At 73.4% G+C, this 15,552-nt stretch carries 16 protein-coding genes; 8 read left to right on the top strand and 8 right to left on the bottom strand.

Annotated elements, in window-relative coordinates; all coding sequences use genetic code 11:
- Positions 1 to 20: 20 nt before the first annotated feature.
- Positions 21 to 2,459 carry a beta-glucosidase gene (locus ACIP5M_RS22010; RefSeq protein WP_401199508.1) on the bottom strand — a complete coding sequence of 813 codons (2,439 nt, stop codon included), beginning with the start codon at positions 2,457 to 2,459 and terminating at the stop codon, positions 21 to 23.
- 151 nt (positions 2,460 to 2,610) lie between these two features.
- Here ACIP5M_RS22010 and ACIP5M_RS22005 point away from each other — a divergent pair, with 151 nt between their 5' ends.
- The 4 genes from ACIP5M_RS22005 to ACIP5M_RS21990 all read left to right on the top strand — a co-directional run bounded on the left by ACIP5M_RS22005 (position 2,611) and on the right by ACIP5M_RS21990 (position 5,715).
- Positions 2,611 to 3,192 (top strand): TetR/AcrR family transcriptional regulator, encoded by a 582-nt coding sequence (locus ACIP5M_RS22005; protein ID WP_401199506.1) that lies wholly within the window; start codon positions 2,611 to 2,613, stop codon positions 3,190 to 3,192.
- A gap of 84 nt (positions 3,193 to 3,276) precedes the next feature.
- The gene (locus tag ACIP5M_RS22000; RefSeq protein ID WP_401199504.1) at positions 3,277 to 4,218 is read left to right on the top strand and encodes an endonuclease/exonuclease/phosphatase family protein; all 942 of its coding nucleotides are present in this window, start codon (positions 3,277 to 3,279) and stop codon (positions 4,216 to 4,218) included.
- Between the two features lie 53 nt (positions 4,219 to 4,271).
- Positions 4,272 to 4,976, top strand: a complete 705-nt coding sequence (locus tag ACIP5M_RS21995) for a carbon-nitrogen hydrolase family protein (protein WP_401199502.1) — start codon at positions 4,272 to 4,274, stop codon at positions 4,974 to 4,976.
- Positions 4,977 to 4,989: 13 nt separating this feature from the next.
- On the top strand, positions 4,990 to 5,715 hold the full coding sequence (locus ACIP5M_RS21990; protein ID WP_401199500.1) for a hypothetical protein: 726 nt from the start codon (positions 4,990 to 4,992) through the stop codon (positions 5,713 to 5,715).
- A 68-nt stretch (positions 5,716 to 5,783) separates the two neighbouring features.
- On the opposite strand, the gene ACIP5M_RS21985 is transcribed toward ACIP5M_RS21990, so the two are convergent.
- From ACIP5M_RS21985 to ACIP5M_RS21970, 4 genes are all read right to left on the bottom strand, one after another.
- Entirely contained in the window at positions 5,784 to 6,119 is a 336-nt protein-coding gene (locus ACIP5M_RS21985) for a winged helix-turn-helix transcriptional regulator (RefSeq protein ID WP_401199498.1), read from the bottom strand.
- A 160-nt stretch (positions 6,120 to 6,279) separates the two neighbouring features.
- Positions 6,280 to 7,080 (bottom strand): EI24 domain-containing protein, encoded by an 801-nt coding sequence (locus ACIP5M_RS21980; protein ID WP_401199496.1) that lies wholly within the window; start codon positions 7,078 to 7,080, stop codon positions 6,280 to 6,282.
- A gap of 66 nt (positions 7,081 to 7,146) precedes the next feature.
- Positions 7,147 to 7,569 (bottom strand): organic hydroperoxide resistance protein, encoded by a 423-nt coding sequence (locus ACIP5M_RS21975; RefSeq protein ID WP_401199494.1) that lies wholly within the window; start codon positions 7,567 to 7,569, stop codon positions 7,147 to 7,149.
- A gap of 64 nt (positions 7,570 to 7,633) precedes the next feature.
- On the bottom strand, positions 7,634 to 8,656 hold the full coding sequence (locus ACIP5M_RS21970; RefSeq protein WP_401199492.1) for an NADP-dependent oxidoreductase: 1,023 nt from the start codon (positions 8,654 to 8,656) through the stop codon (positions 7,634 to 7,636).
- Between the two features lie 95 nt (positions 8,657 to 8,751).
- Between ACIP5M_RS21970 and ACIP5M_RS21965 the strand changes: the two genes are divergently transcribed.
- Positions 8,752 to 9,177, top strand: a complete 426-nt coding sequence (locus tag ACIP5M_RS21965; RefSeq protein ID WP_401199490.1) for a MarR family winged helix-turn-helix transcriptional regulator — start codon at positions 8,752 to 8,754, stop codon at positions 9,175 to 9,177.
- Positions 9,178 to 9,193: 16 nt separating this feature from the next.
- Here ACIP5M_RS21965 and ACIP5M_RS21960 read toward each other — a convergent pair whose 3' ends face one another.
- On the bottom strand, positions 9,194 to 9,925 hold the full coding sequence (locus ACIP5M_RS21960; RefSeq protein WP_401199488.1) for a hypothetical protein: 732 nt from the start codon (positions 9,923 to 9,925) through the stop codon (positions 9,194 to 9,196).
- Positions 9,926 to 10,003: 78 nt separating this feature from the next.
- Here ACIP5M_RS21960 and ACIP5M_RS21955 point away from each other — a divergent pair, with 78 nt between their 5' ends.
- Entirely contained in the window at positions 10,004 to 10,603 is a 600-nt protein-coding gene (locus ACIP5M_RS21955; protein ID WP_401199486.1) for a hypothetical protein, read from the top strand.
- A 51-nt stretch (positions 10,604 to 10,654) separates the two neighbouring features.
- On the opposite strand, the gene ACIP5M_RS21950 is transcribed toward ACIP5M_RS21955, so the two are convergent.
- Complete coding sequence (locus ACIP5M_RS21950) at positions 10,655 to 11,380, bottom strand: esterase/lipase family protein (protein WP_401199485.1); 726 nt, start codon at positions 11,378 to 11,380, stop codon at positions 10,655 to 10,657.
- Positions 11,381 to 11,591: 211 nt separating this feature from the next.
- Between ACIP5M_RS21950 and ACIP5M_RS21945 the strand changes: the two genes are divergently transcribed.
- Together ACIP5M_RS21945 and ACIP5M_RS21940 are read left to right on the top strand one after the other, a co-directional pair.
- Positions 11,592 to 12,629, top strand: a complete 1,038-nt coding sequence (locus tag ACIP5M_RS21945; protein ID WP_401199483.1) for a rod shape-determining protein — start codon at positions 11,592 to 11,594, stop codon at positions 12,627 to 12,629.
- On the top strand, positions 12,626 to 14,179 hold the full coding sequence (locus ACIP5M_RS21940) for a GAF domain-containing protein (protein WP_401199481.1): 1,554 nt from the start codon (positions 12,626 to 12,628) through the stop codon (positions 14,177 to 14,179). Before ACIP5M_RS21945 ends, ACIP5M_RS21940 begins: the two co-directional genes overlap by 4 nt.
- A 46-nt stretch (positions 14,180 to 14,225) precedes the next feature.
- Here the strand turns inward: ACIP5M_RS21940 and ACIP5M_RS21935 are convergent, their stop codons facing one another.
- Positions 14,226 to 14,666 carry an Lrp/AsnC family transcriptional regulator gene (locus ACIP5M_RS21935; RefSeq protein WP_401199958.1) on the bottom strand — a complete coding sequence of 147 codons (441 nt, stop codon included), beginning with the start codon at positions 14,664 to 14,666 and terminating at the stop codon, positions 14,226 to 14,228.
- Positions 14,667 to 15,552 lie beyond the last annotated feature (886 nt).

Genomic DNA, 15,552 nt, shown 5'->3' with positions numbered 1-15,552 from the left:
ATTCCCGTTGTTACGGTGCGTTACGGCATGTCGAGCGTCGCCGTGAGCCGCGCCCGGCCGTGCGCGCGGCTGGCCCGGACCTCGTAGGAGCCGCCGATCCGCCGCCAGCCGTGGGTCTCCTCGTCCCAGACCTCGAAGGCCCGGGCGGGCAGGGCGATCTCGGTCTCGACGCTCTCGCCGGGGCCCGCCTCGACGCCCGCGAAGCCGGCCAGCCAGCTCGCCGGGCGTTGCGCGGCGTCGGCGACGGGGGCCAGGTAGATCTGGACGACCTCGCGGCCGGGCCGGGTGCCGGTGTTGGTGACGCGGACCCTGGCCGTCGTGCCGGTGACCTCCAGGGAGTCGTAGGTCCAGTCGGTGTAGCCCAGGCCGTGCCCGAAGGGGAAGGCGGGCGCGATGCCCTGCGCCTCGTACGCCCGGTAGCCGATGAACAGTCCCTCGCCGTACTCCAGGCGCCCCTCGGTGGGGACGACCTCGGTGACGGGCGCGTCGGCGAACCGCGCGGGCCAGGTGGTGGGCAGCCGCCCGCCCGGCTCCGTCCCACCGAGGAGTACGTCGGCCAGCGCGGCCCCGCCCTCCTGCCCGGGGAACCAGGTCAGCAGCACCGCGGCGACCTCCTCGCGCCACGGGAGCTCCACCGGGGAACCGGCGTTGACCACGACCACGGTGTTCGGATTGGCGGCGGCGACGGCGCGGACCAGGTCGTCCTGGCGGCCCGGGAGGGCGAGGTCGCGGCGGTCGAAGCCCTCGGACTCCACGCGCTCGGTCGTGGCAACGACCACGACGGCCGTCTCCGCGGCGCGGGCGGCCTCCACGGCCTCGGCGATCAGCTCGTCGGGATCGCGCCTCGGGCCGAGGTGGAGCAGCGAGAACATGATCGCCTTGAGCGGCAGCGCGGTCATGTCCGGGACGTGGAAGGTCAGCGAGACCTCGACGGGCTCCCCCTCCGTGAGGACGGTCCGGGCGCGCTCGCTGGGGGCGCCGAAGAAGGCCTCGAAGGGGTCGGCCTCGTCGCCCATCTCCTGGACGCCCTCCCAGAGGGTCTCGCCGCCGACGGCGAGGGCGAAGGCACCCAGCCCCCGGGTGCCGAAGGCGTGCTCGCCGCTCTCGCGCGGCAGGAACGTGCCGGTGACCTCGATGCTCGCCATGGTCTCGTACGTGACGCCCGCGGGCAGGTCGTCACCGATCCACTGCACCTGGCCGGTCGGCAGGCTGCCTTCGCCGAGGACCGCGCCGGAGGCGTCACGGCAGACGGCGCGCAGCTCGAAGCCCTTGTCGGCGGGGGCCGGTTCGTCGGAGGGGTCGGCTCCGACGGTGAAGGTCAGGGACCCTTCCGGGAGCGCGGCGGTGAGGCCGTCGAGGGGGGAGACGATCCGCTCGGGGAAGACGGTGGCGGAGCCGCCACCGAGGACCCGGGCATCGCGGGCGGCGGCGCCGATGAGGGCCACGGTGCCGGCGGTGGCGTCGAGGGGCAGGGCGCCGTTCTCGTTGCGGAGGAGGACGAAGCCGCGCGCGGCGAGTTCGCGGGCCAGCGCCTGCCCGTCGATCGGGGCCGGGACCTGTGCGACCACGGCCGGGGCGCCCTCCAGGGCGCCGACGCGGGCGGCGAGGCGCAGGACGTTGCGCACGGCCTCGTCGACGGCGGACTCGGGGACCTCGCCCGCGCGGACCGCCTCGGCGAGGGCGGGCCCGTAGACGGTCTGCGGGCCCGGCATGGCCACGTCGAGGCCGCCCAGGATGTCCCCGGTGGTGGACCGGGCGGCCATCCAGTCGGAGACGTTGTACCCGTCGAAGCCCCACTCGCCGCGCAGGACCTCGTTGACCAGGTGGTGGTGCTCGGTCATCGTCGTGCCGTTGACCCGGTTGTAGGCGGTCATGATGCCCCAGGGGCGGGCGCCCGCGACGATGGCCTCGAAGGGCGCCAGGTACAGCTCGCGCAGCGGGCGGGGTGCGATGACGCTGTCGACGGTGAACCGCTCGGTCTCGGCGTCGTTGCCCACGAAGTGCTTGACGGTGGTGCCGACCCCGCCGTCCTGGACGCCGTTCACGTAGCCGCTGCCGATGGCGCCGGTGAGGTACGGGTCCTCGGAGTAGCACTCGAAGTGGCGGCCGCCCAGCGGGGAACGGTGCAGGTTCACGGTGGGCGCGAGGAGGACGTGGACTCCCTTGCGGCGGGCCTCCTGGGCGAGGAGCCGGCCGGCGCGGCGGGCGAGGGCCGGGTCCCAGGCGGCGGCGAGCGCGGTCGGGGAGGGCAGGGCGATGGACGGGTCGTCGGCGGTCCAGCGCACGCCGCGCACCCCGATGGGGCCGTCGGACATGACCAGGGACTTCAATCCGATTTCGGGGAGCGCGGGCAGCGACCACATGTCCTGGCCGGCCAGCAGCCGGGCCTTGGTGTCGAGATCGAGCTTGCCGAGCGCCACTTCGACGACGCTGGTGCGGACCTGATCGGCATCGGTCACGGCCGTGCCTCCTCGTTGAGTGCGGTGGAGCGGTGCGGTGACCCCATCGTGGACCCGTTGCCTGTAGAGCGGTAGGGTTCGTAATCCGTTCGTGATGATCCGATGCCGTACGGTCTGCTGGAGCGTTCGAGTGGAAGGGGTGCCGGGGGCGATGGCCAGGGCGAGGAGCGAGGAGCGGCGCGGGGAGATCGTCCGCGCGGCCCTCGAGGTGATCGCGGAACGCGGCTACCGGGGCGCGTCCCTGGGCACGGTCGCCGAGCGCGTGGGCCTGACCCAGCAGGGTCTGCTGCACTACTTCCCGACCAAGGAGGCCCTGCTGGTCGCGGTCCTGGAGGAGCGCGACCGCTGGGACACGGGCGGCGGCTCGCGCGCCTCGGCGGACGCCTGGCGGCTGGACCTGCTGGCCTCGCTGGTGGAGTACAACGCCATGCGCCCGGGCGTCGTGCAGACCTTCTCCGCCCTGCTCGGCGAGAGCGTCACCGACGGGCATCCGGCGCGGGAGTTCTTCACCGAGCGCTACGCCCAGGTCCGCGGGGAGATGGCGGCGGTGCTGCGTGCCGAGTTCGGCGAGCGCCTCCCCTCGGGGCTCACCCCGGAGCAGGCCGCCCCGCTGCTGACCGCGGTCATGGACGGCCTCCAGTACCAGTGGCTGCTCGCCCCGGAGTCGGTGGACATGCCGGCGGCGTTCCGCTCCTTCCTGACGCTGCTGCGCGGGCCGGCCACCCGCCCCTGACCGGCACCGGACCTGCGGATACCTTGATCGACGGTACGAACCGACAGACGAGGGACGGCAGGTCGCATGCGCGGGTCCGCACTGATGAAGACAACCGCCGGGGTGGCGACGGCGCTGATCCTGGCCGCCGCGTTCGTTGCGCCCTCGGCCGTGGCCGGCGAGGCCGTTGACCGCGCCGGTGCGCCGGCCACGCTCGAATGGCCCGAGGCCGGGGTCGCCGTGGCGAAGAACCTCCAGGTCATGTCCTGGAACATGTGCGGCTCGCAGCGCTCCACGTGGCACTGCGAGGGCACCGGCACGCCGCAGCAGAAGATCGACGTGGTCAAGTACCACGTCCAGAACAACTACGTCCACGCCGCGCTGCTCCAGGAGGTGTGCGAGGACGACCTCACCGAGCTGATGGCCCAGCTGGGTCCCGGCTGGACCAAGAGCTTCACCCCGTACCAGTGGTCGCAGGGAGCGGCCGGGAAGTGGAACAGCCGCTGCGGTGAGGACACCGGGCGCGCGGACCGCATCGGGACGGCGATCGTGCTCAAGGGCCAGATGGCGGACGCCCGGGAGTACGCGACGACGCAGCCGTACGTCGGCCAGCAGCGGCCGTTCCAGTGCGCGACGGCGGTGTACTGGAACGTCCGGCTGTGCAACGTCCACACCTCGCCCCTGGGCAGCAACCCGGACCACCCCGACTGGGACTACCGCGACGACCAGCTCGCGGAGATCAAGGCCATCGTGAACACCTTCCCCAGGACGCTCTTCGGCGGGGACTTCAACTCGCTGCCCCCGGACGACCCGAACAACAAGGACGCCTGGGTGTGGCCCGCCGGTCTCTACTCCACCGGCCCCGGCACCGAGGGCTACCAGGAGTGCGACCAGACGGGCGCCTCACGCACCGGCAGGCCCACCCACGACTCCGGCAGGAAGATCGACTACCTGTTCGGCAGCGAGACCCGGCGCTGGTGCGCGGTGGCCGACTCGGCGTTCTCCGACCACCACGTCCTGATCGAGTCGGTGGCCGTCCCCGCCTGACGGTCCGAAGGGCGGTTTCCGGCAGGCCGTCGGCCCCTGGCATGCTGGGCCCGGTGAAGATCGCCGCAGCCCAGCTGACCTGCCTTCCCGCCGATGTGCCCGCCAACGCCGCACGGGCCGCCGCCCTTGCCGTGCGGGCCCGGGCGGAGGGCGCCGAGCTGGTGGTGTTCCCCGAGTTCACGCTCACCGGCTACGAGTTGGCGGCCCTGGCCGCCGATCCCGGGCTGTGGACCGGCGCGGACGACCCCCGTCTGGACCCGCTGCGCTCGGCGGGCGTCGCCACCGCGGTCAACGTCGCGCTGCCCGGCGCCGGCCCCCGGCCCCTCATCGCCACGCTGGTGTACGGCGCGGACGGCACGCACCTGACCACGTACGCGAAGCAGCACCTCTTCCGGCACGAGCAGGACCTCTTCGAGCCCGGCGCGGGCGACGGCCGGTTCGAACTCGGCGGGATCCGCTTCTCGTTGGGCATCTGCTACGACAACCACTTCCCCGAGCTCCCGGGCCGGGGCGCGGCCGACGGCTGCCGGGTCCACCTCGCGAGCTCCCTGTACGGGACGGGCGACGGGATCGGCGAGCGCGCCACCGTGCATCCGGGGATCGCGAGGGAGCACGGCGTGTACGTGGTCCTCGCCAACCACGTCGGCCCCGCGGGCCCGTGGACCGGCTGCGGTGGCGCGGCCGTGTGGGCCCCGGGCGGCGCCCTGCTGGCCGAGGCGGACGACCGTACCCCCGGCGTGGCGCTGGCCTCGGTGTGATGGGGTGGCCGGCATGACGACCGACTTCGAGACGATCACGGTTCCCGAACACCTCCACGGATATCCGGGGGTGGCCTTCGGCGGCTACGTGGCGGGCGTACTGGCCGGGCGGGCCGCCGCGCAGGACGTACGGGTGGACTTCCGCCGGCCCGTGCCGACCGGGGCGCCGGTCCGGCTCGCCGCGACCCCCGACGGCGGCTGCGCGCTGACGGACGGCGAGCTGCTGCTGGCCGCCGCGGTCCCCGCCGCATTCGTCCCGCAGGTGCCCGCCGCCCCGTCCTGGGAGCAGGCGCGAGCGGCCGCCGAGGCCTACCGCGCGGCCCCGCCGGACGGGCAGACCGACTGTTTCGGCTGCGGCCTGGACCGCACCCCCGCGACCGGGCTGCGCCAGCACTGCGGCCGGGTACCGGGCCGCGATCTGGTCGCCACCGCCTGGACCCCCGGAGCGGAACTCGCGGGCCCGGACGGGCTGCTTCCGCCGGAGCTGGTGTGGGGCGCCCTGGACTGCCCCGGGAACGCCGCCGGGCGCCTGCTCGACGACCGGCCGGCCGGTGCGGTCACGGCCGCGCTGGCCGCCCGGCTGGTGCGACCGGTGCCGGTGGGCGAAGGGCTCGTCTCGTACGCGTGGATGCTGGCCACGGAGGGCCGCAAGTACCGCGTGGGCACGGCCCTGGCCACCGCCACGGGCGAACTCTGCGCGGCCGCCGAGGCCCTGTGGGTGGTCCCGCGCGTGCCGTGACCGGAGGCGCTCAGTCCTGAGGCGCTCTGTCCTGAGGCGCTCTGTCCTGAGGCGCTCTGTCCTGAGTGCTATGCCGTGTCGGGCAGGAGGTGCTTGGTGCCCCACTCCCCCAGCGCCTCCAGGGCCGTGTTCAGCTCCTCGCCCAGCGGGGTCAACGAGTACTCGACGCGCGGCGGGACCTCCTGGTACACCTCGCGGTGGACGATGCCGTCGGTCTCGAGCTCGCGCAGCTGGGCGGCGAGCACCTTCTCCGAGACGCCCGGGACCAGCCGGCGCAGTTCACCGAAGCGGCGCGGGCACTGGGCCAACTCCCACAGGACCGAGACCTTCCACTTCCCGTCGATCACGGACATCGCCGCGGCGAGCCCGCAGTGATCCGCACCGGGCCTCTGTGCCACCGACATCGCGCACCCCTCCCACCTGCTCGCTCACCTTGGGGTAACCAAACCCCCACTCCAAAGTGCGTACGTGAGCCCTTCATTGAGCTGCCACCAGGCTAGACGTCAGGACCGGCGGCGCACCGCAGAACCGCCCTCCCCCGCTGAAGCAGCGGTCAAGCGGTGGTCAGGAGTACGCGGGAGGCGGCGGCCCGAACCCGCCGGCCACGGTCTCACCGGCCGGAGCCTCCTCGGGCCGGAGCAGGTCCCGCGCCATCAGCGTGGCCCCCGCCACCGCGCCCGGCATCAGGAACACCGCGACCAGCGGGATCAGGAACGCCAGGGCCAGCGGCACCCCGAAGCCGAGCACCAGCAGCCGCCGCGACCGCATCAGCGCCAGCTGCTCGGGCAGCTCCACCTTGCGCCGCTGCAGGGCGACGGAGGTGAGCTCCTGGGTCAGGAAGTACCCGGTGACGCAGAACCCGAGCACCGGAACCACGGTCTGCCCGACCACCGGGAGGAAGCCGAGGACGAACAGCAGGATCCCGCACAGCAGCACCCGGCCGAGCACCTTCAGGCTGTCGCGCGCCGAGATCCACAGCTCCCGCCAGAACGGCAGACCGGACTCGGGGACCTCGCCGCCCTCGCTGCGGTCGACCTGCTCCGAGAGGGACTCGTAGAACGGCTGGCCGATGAGCAGGGTCACGGCGGTGAAGGTGACGACGGCGAGGAAGAGGCCGAGGCAGAAGACCAGCGCGGTCAGGAAGCCGCGGAAGAGACCGGTCCACGGCGAGGACCAGCCGTCGGCGAAGGGCGTGGCCCAGGTGGCCAGGTCGTCGGCGCCGTAGCCGAGCCCGGTCAGCGCCCCGGCGTAGAGGACGAGGGACACCAGCCCGGGCAGCAGCCCGAAGCCCAGCCACCGGCCGTGGCCGACCACCCACCGCTGACCGGCCAGCAGATACCGGAAACCCCCCGCAAGATCACGCATGGCGCCAGTCTACGGCGAAGGCCGCACCCCGGTTCCGGGGTGCGGCCTTCGCTGAGCGGTGCCGGATCAGACGGCGAGCTCGACGGTGATGTTGCCGCGGGTCGCCTTGGAGTACGGGCAGACCTGGTGGGCCTTCTCGATGAGGTCCTTGGCGGTGGCGGCGTCCACGTTCGGGATCACGGCGGAGATCTTGACGATCAGGCCGAAGCCCTCGTCGTTCTTGCCGATGCCGACCTCGGCGGTGACGGTGGAGCCGGATATGTCGGCGTTCTCGTTCTTGGCGACGACGCCCAGGGCGCCCTGGAAGCAGGCGCTGTAGCCGGCGGCGAACAGCTGCTCCGGGTTGGTGCCGGCGCCGCTGCCGCCGAGCTCCTTCGGCGGGTTCACGACGACCTCGAGCTGGCCGTCGTTGGTGGCGACGCGGCCGTCACGGCCGTTCTCGGCGGTGGCAACAGCGGTGTACGCGACGTCGGACTGCTGGATGGACATGTAGAGAAATCCTCCTGGTAATCGCCGCGACTCGCGCCCACGGTCACGACGGCGTGGGATGAGCCTAACCGGTGAAAGAAACGATCATCTTTCCGGTGTTCTCACCGCGCATCAGACCGAGGAAGGCGGAGGCCGCGTTCTCGACGCCCTCGACGACCGTCTCGTCGTAGCGCAGCTCGCCGGAGCGCAGCCAGCCGGCCACGTCCTGGACGAACTGCTGCTGGAGGCCGGCGTGGTCGTTGACGAGGATGCCCTGGAGGCGCAGCCGCTTGCCGATGACCTGGACCAGGTTGCGCGGGCCGGGGGCGGCCTCGGTGTCGTTGTAGTGGGCGATCGCGCCGCAGAGGGTGGCCCGGCCGTTCACGTTCATGGAGGAGATCGCGGCCTCCAGGTGCTCGCCGCCGACGTTGTCGAAGTAGACGTCGACGCCCTGGGGGGCGGAGTCGCGCAGCTGCTCGCCGACGGGGCCGTTCTTGTAGTTGAAGGCGGCGTCGAAACCGTACTTCTCCGTGAGGAGCGTCACCTTCTCGTCGGAGCCGGCGGAGCCGATCACCCGGGAGGCGCCCTTGATCTTCGCGAACTGGCCGACGAGGCTGCCGACCGCACCGGCCGCGCCGGAGACGAAGACGGAGTCGCCCTCCTTGAAGGAGGCGACCTCGAAGAGCCCGGCGTAGGCGGTCAGGCCCGGCATGCCGAGGACGCCGAGGTAGGCGGAGAGCGGGGCGAGCGAGGCGTCCACCTTGGTGGCGTGCTTCGCGTCCAGCTCCGCGTACTCGCGCCAGCCCAGGCCGTGCAGGACGTGGTCGCCGACCTCGAAGCCCTCGGCGGCGGAGGCGACGATCTCGCCGACCGCGCCGCCGTCCATCGGCTGGTCGAGCTGGAAGGGGGGTATGTACGACTTCACGTCGTTCATCCGGCCGCGCATGTACGGGTCCACGGACATGTGGAGGTTGCGTACGAGGATCCGGCCCGCGGCGGGCTCGGCGGACACCGGCACCTCGCGCAGGGCGAAGTCCTCGGCGACGGGCCAGCCCTGCGGGCGACGGACGAGGTGCCACTCGCGGCTGATGGCGGGAATCTCGGACATGCGGCGCTCCTGGTAAGAACGAAATTGCTTCACTAGGTGAAACAACCATGCGCCTGGATATTTCATGTTGTCAAGTAAATGGGTACTCTGGATCCATGCCCAGTCGTCGCGCAGACCCAGTGACCCTTGAGGTCGTCGAGCTCATCGGCGACGTCGTGGCCCGTTACCACATGGAGTACGAGAACGCGGCCGCCAGCCACCAGCTCACGGGCGCCCAGGCCCGCGTGCTGAACCTGCTGGCGCTGGAGCCGCTGCCGATGCGCCGGATCGCCCAGAAGCTCCGCTGCGAACCGTCGAACGTGACCGGCATCATCGACCGGCTGGAGAGCCGGGGCCTGGTCGAGCGCCGCCCGGACCCGGCCGACCGCCGGGTCAAGCTGGCCGCCCCCACCGAGGAGGGCGTACAGACCGCGGACCGGCTGCGCGAGTCGCTGGACTTCGCGCGCGAGCCGCTGGCCGGACTGTCCACGGCCGAGCGGGCGGTCCTGCGGGACCTGCTCAAGCGGATGCTGGGCGGCTAGGACGCCTGACCGGCCCCTACCAGCACCTCCAGCCGAGAAAGCCGCAGTCCTCGGTCGGCGTGGGGGTCGGCGCGGGCGACGTGGCGACCGGGGGCGGCGGCGTGCCACCAGTGGCGGTCGGCGAGGGCTTGCCCGATTTGGTCGGCTTTACGGTTGCCCCCGGGCCGGGAGTCCGGGACGCCGGCCCCGAGGCCGTCGGCGCGGGGGCCGACGATGCCGGAGCCGGCTGCGTCACGGCCCCGGCGGAGGCGCCGGGCCCTGCCGTCTTCGCCCCGCTCGCGGCGGCCTTCGCGGACCCGGCCTTCGCGGACGGCAGCACCGAGGGCGCGGCCGGGTCCCCCTTCAGGCTCGGCAGCGGATCCGGCGCCTTGGGTCCCGCGTCGTCGGTCAGCACCACCGTGGCGGCCCGGTCGGAGCGGTCCCCGTCGGCGGCCATGCGCGCGACGACCACCGAACCGCCGGTCGCAATCAGCATCCCGAGGGCGATGGTCAGCAATGTCCGGCGGCGCCGCCGGTGCGTGGCACGGCGGCGCGCACCGGCCCGGCGCTCGTTCGGCGCCGACAGCACGACGAGGGAGTCCGCGAACACGTCGGCCAGCGCGGCCGGCGGCACGGGCTCGGCCACGGGGGCCGCGGGCACGGCGGGGCCGCCGGGCGCGACGGCTACGAGGTACTCGGCCGGGGTGCCGCACCCGGCGCACGCCAGTGCGCCGTTGAGGTGCCTTCGGCATGCGGGGCAGTAGTTCATGGCGCCCGCAGGCTATGTGCTCGACGGCTACATCCGTATCCCGGGAACGTAAGGATCCTGTGTGGAATCGTGATCTCCATGACAGCGAACCCGACTCCGAGGCCCTCGGGACCCTTCGGACCGGCCGCGTTCCAGCTGGTGCTGCTGCGGCGGATGGCCGACTTCCAGCCCGACCTGGCCGACGAGGCCCGCCGCCGGCTGGGCGCCTCGCTCGCGGACCAGCGGGAGGCGAACAAGCGCTGGCAGGCCATGGTCCGCTCCCCCAGGTCCCGCGGGGCCCTGGCCCGCTACCGCTCGGTGCTGGGGCCGCCGGAGTCCACCGGGCAACGGCGGATCGGAGACCTGGAGTGCGAGGCCCTGCTGTGGCCGCTGCCGCTCTGGCCGGACCTGCGCTTCGAGGTGCTGGCCGCGCCGGACGGAGCCGTGTGGAACGAGTGGCTGGTACGCGCCCCCGGCGCGCGGGGGCCCGTACTGCGGTCGCCGGACGATCTGCTGCCCTGGTCGGCGACGGTGGACGAGGTGGCGCGGGCCTTCGCCCCGGTGCGGCCCATGGAGGGCACCGCGCCGACCCGCTGGCGGCTCGCGTTCGCCGCGCGGGACAGGCCGTGCGTGGCGGAGTTCACCTACGGCCTGCTCCAGCGGGTCTCGTTCGAGGACACCGGCCGGTCCGCGCCCTGAGGGGCGTCTCGTCGATCGGGCCGGCCCAGGCCGGATCCTCCTGGACCCTCCCTAGGAGGCCAGGAAGGCGCGGACGCCCGCCGAGGTCCCGTCGTCGCCGAGCAGGTCGTTGTGCTTGAGGCAGCCGACCGGCGTGTTGGCGGCCCCGGTCAGCGGCACGCTGTCGTCCGGGTTCACGATCTCGTCGCAGTTCGACCAGAAGGTCGCGTACTTCACCGCGCCCGGGGTCTCGTCCCCGCCGTTCAGGTTCTTCACCACGTACGAGCCCGGCGTCATGTCCCGGCAGGCCTGGTCCCACAGGGCGCAGGCCCACGCGGTGGAGGTGCCGCGGTTGGGTCCGGCCAGCGAGACCCAGTGGCCGACGGCGGCCTCGCCGCCGCCGAACTTCACGTACCAGCGGCTCACCAGCGAGCCGAAGGAGTGCGCGACGACGTCGACCTTGGCCGCGCCGGTCTGCCGGCGGACGTCCTCGACGTAGGAGGCGAGCCGTCCGGAGAGGACCTCGTTGACCGACTGGTGGGTGTCGTAGCCCCAGGAGAAGAGCTCCGCATCGGAGTACCCGGCCGCCCGCAGGTCCTCGCGCAGGGCTCCCCACACGCCCGGATCGGCGTTGTAGCCGTGGACGAACACCACCGGATTGCGCGATGACGCCGGGCGCGATGACACCAGGTCAGAAGCCTCCGGCATGACCCGGTCGGCGGCACGTGCCGAGACGGGCGCGAGCAGCACCGGGCAGAGCGTCAGGAGCGCCAGCAGTCTCTGGCGGGTCGTCAGCATCGAGTCCCCTTTACCTTGTTACGCGTGAGTAGCGCGTGCGGTGCGGGCATCGTGCTGCCTGTCGGTACAGAAATCCACCCCCATGCAGGCGCGACGGACCCCCCGGCCGGAGCATCCCAACGGGCGGATAGCCCCAAATGCCCGAGATGATAGGAAAACCGACCGGCATTCCGCCGGTCATCTTGCGTCAGCGCTCTCGGGAGGATCTGCCGTGACCGTCAGTCTTGAGCAGTTGCGCCGCTGCCACGTCGCCGTCGACCTGGGGGCGGCGAGGACCCGCGTATACGTGAAGGGCGCCGGCCTGGTCGTCGACGAGCCCAGCGTGGCCGCCGTGAACACGCGGACCGGCGCACTCATCGCCGTCGGAACCTTCGCCGAGCGGATGACCGGCCGCACACCCGACTACATCCGGGTCGTACGCCCCGTCTCCGGCGGCACCGTCGTCGACATCGAGATGGCCCAGCGGATGCTGCGCCACCTCCTCGGCGAGAAGCTGCGGCGCGCCCTGCGCCGCAAGCCCCGGCTGCGGGCCGCCGCCTGCACCCCGCACGACGCGGACCCGCTGGCCCAGCGGGCGGCCGTGGAGACCCTCGTCGGACTCGGCGCCCGCCGCGTCGAACTCGTCGACACGCTGATCGCGGCGGCCGTCGGCTGCGGCCTGCCCGTGGAGCAGCCGACCGCGACCATGATCATGGTGTGCGGAGCCGCCGCCACCCAGGTGGCCGTCCTCTCCCTCGGCTCGATCGTCACCGCCGAGCGGATCCCGGTCGGCGGCGAGGCCATCGACCACGCCGTCGTCCAGCACCTGCGCCACGCGCACGAGCTGATGCTGCCCAGCCAGGCCGTCCGGCCGCTCCAGCTGGCCCTGCACGGCAACGGCATCACGCCCGACGGCCCGGCCTCCACCCTGATCCACGGCCGTGACGTCGCCACCGGACTGGCCCGCTCCGTCCACGTGGACACCGCAGCCGTACGCGACGCCATCCACACTCCGCTGACCGCCGTCCTCGACGGCATCGGCAAGGTGCTGCGGGACTGCCCGCCGGACCTGGTCGCGGACCTGACGGACAAGGGGATCATGATGGTGGGCGGCAGCGCCCTGCTGCCCGGACTGGACCAGATGCTGCGCGACTCCACCGGCATGCCCGTCGCCATCGCGGAACGGCCCGACGTGTGCGCCGTACTGGGTCTCGGCGCGATGCTCGAAGGGAAGATCGCCCCCATGGTCCTCAACCCGCTGGCCGAATGACGGATGCCGGGCAGGAGCCGGCGCGCCTCCCGGTGCTGCTGGAGGCGGTCCTCAGCGTCGGCTCCGAGCTGGAGCTGCACGCCACCCTCCAGCACATCGTGGACTCGGCGGCCGAGCTCTGCGCGGCACGCTACGGAGCGCTCGGGGTCGTCGACCCCGAGCGCGTCCGGCTGACCGAGCTCTTCACGGCCGGGATGACCGACGAACAGCGCGCCGCGATCCCGCACCTGCCGGACGGACGCACGGGCCTGCTCGGCGCCCTCATCAGCGACCCCCGGCCGCTGCTGCTCGACGACCTCGCCAAGGACCCCCGGTCGGCCGGATTCCCGCCCGGCCACCCGCCGATGCGCAGCTTCCTGGGCGTCCCGATCCGGGTGCACACGGAGGTCTTCGGCAACCTCTACCTCACCGAGAAGGCGGGCGGCGGCCCCTTCACGGAGGACGACCTGGCCCTCGTACGCGTCCTGGCCTCGCAGGCGGGCATAGCGATCGGCAACGCCCGGCTGTACGAGACCGCGCGCCGCCGGGAGCGCTGGATCGAGGGCGCCGCCGCCGTGACGACGACCCTGCTGGCCGGCCGGCCCGCGGCGGACGCGCTGATGTGCGTCGCCGAACGGGCCCGGCTGCTGGCGGACGCGGCGGCCGGGGTGGTCCTCCAGCCGACCCCCGAGGGCGGCATGGAGATCGTCGCCGCCTCCACCCACGGGGACCCCGGGGACCTGGTCGGCACCGCCATCGCCCCCGGCTCCCCCGTCCTGGAGCAACTCCTGGGCGGCGAACCCGTCTTCATAGAGGACTCCGCCACCGACCCCCGGATGACCACGCACGTGCGCGAGCGCTTCGGCCCGAGCATGATGCTCCCGCTCCAGAGCGGCGGCCAGCTGATCGGCACCCTGGCCCTGCCGCGTACCCGGGGCGGCCCGCCGTACGACGCGGTGGACCGGCTGCTGGCCTCGCAGTTCGCCTCGCAGGCGGCGCTGGCCCTCGTCCTGGCGGACGCACAGCACGACCGCGAGCAGCTGGCCGTCTACGAGGACCGCGACCGGATCGCCCGTGACCTGCACGATCTGGTGGTCCAGCGGCTGTTCGCGACGGAGATGATGCTGGAGAGCACGAGGAAGCGGTCGGCGTCCGCGGAAGCCGGGGACGCGGTCGGCGAGGAGCTGAGCCGCGCCGTCGACGAGCTGGACTCCACCATCCAGGAGGTCCGGACGGCCATCTTCGCCCTCCAGCAGCCGCCGACGGACGCCCCGACCACCTTCCGGGGCCGGGTCCTGCGCGAAACGGGCGGGGCGGCGGTCCTGCTCGGCTTCCAGCCGTCGGTGCACTTCGCGGGAGCGGTGGACGCCCTGCTGCCGGAACCGGTGGCGAGCGACCTGCTCTCCGCCCTGCGCGGTGCCCTGGCGGCGGCCCACCGGCGGTCGGGGGTCACCTCCATCGAGGTGAAGGTGGACGCGGCCCCGTCGCGGGTCCGGCTGTCGGTGTCGGACGACGGGCGTACGGATGCGGGAACGCGGGGGACGACGGTGACGTGGGAGTCGCAGCTGTAACCCTCCGGCGGGGGTGGCCCGAGGCCGTGGACGGCGGGGCCGGGGATCAGGTCTGGGCCGGGCGGGTCGCGGCCCGCAGGGCGATCCGGGTGCTGGACTGGGCCACCCCGGCATCCCGCTTGAGCCGCCGCAGGAGCCCGTCGAGCGCGGCGGGGTCGGCGGCCCGGGCCCGTACGAGGTAGTCGTACTCCCCCGTCACGTGCACCACCTCGGTGATCCCGGGGAGCTTCGCGACCTGCTGCTCGAACTCCTCGTTCGTGGTGTCCTGGCGGAGCGTGAGGTCGATGAAGACGACGAGCCCGCCCCGCGTGTCGGCAGCCGGATCCACGACGACGGTGAAGCCGCGGATCACCCCGTCCCGCCGCATCCGGCGCACCCGGTCGGCGGTGGCATTGGCGCTGAGGCCGACCCGGACGCCGAGATCCCGGTACGAGATCCGCGCATCCTCCTGCAGGATGCCGAGGATTTCCCTGTCGAGGCGGTCCATTCCGCGATTGTCGCAGCCGGGGCCGATATGCGCGCCCTTCCGCCAGGTCCGGGCCCGAACCCTCTCCTCCATGAGCGAACTGATGACACCGGCCTTCGCCGGAGCCGCCGCGGGCCTGGGCGTGGCCATGCCGATGGGCGCGATGAGCGTGCTGCTGATCCAGGAGGCGATGCGCAGCCGCCGGGTGGCGGTGGCCGCGGCCGCCGGCATCGCGGCCGTCGACCTCGGCTACGCCGCCGTCGCCACCGCCCTCGGCCCCTGGGTGGCGTCCCACGTCTCCCCCGTCGAAGCCTGGGTCCGCCTGACCTCGGCCCTGATCCTCCTGACCATCGCCGCCCACGGCCTCACCAAGTCCCGCCACCCCTCCCCCCGACCACCATCCGAAACCCGCAACGCCCTTCCAGCCTCCCCACCGACAAAGACACGGGCGCCCCTTCCCGCTGCCCCACCGCCCGAGGCGCGGGCGCCCCTTCCCGCCTCGCCGGCAACCGAGGCGCAGGGGGCCATTTCAGTCCCGCTGGCGGCCGAGGCGCGGGGGCCGGTTTCAGCCTCGCCGGCGTTTGAGGCGCGGGGTCCGGGGCGGAGCCCCGCGGCCCCGACCGAGGCGCGGGGGCCCGTTTCAGCCTCGCCGGCGACCGAGGAGCAGGGGCCCGTTTCAGCCCCGCCGGCGGCCGAGGCGCGGGGGCCGGTTTCAGGCCCGCCAGCGGCCGAGGCGCGGGGGCCCGTTTCAGCCTCGCCGGCGTTTGAGGCGCGGGGTCCGGGGCGGAGCCCCGCGGCCCCGGCCGGCCCGGCTCACCACCCCGACCCACACCCCCCCCCCCCCCACCCCCCCCCCACCCCCCCCCCGGCCCCCCCCACCCCCCCCCCCGGGGACCCCGCGGCGGGG

Source organism: Streptomyces sp. NPDC088762 (assembly GCF_044750905.1).
GTDB lineage: Bacteria > Actinomycetota > Actinomycetes > Streptomycetales > Streptomycetaceae > Streptomyces.
The sequence above is the reverse complement of the archived record's forward strand: the minus strand, read 5'-3'. Positions and strand labels throughout refer to the sequence as shown.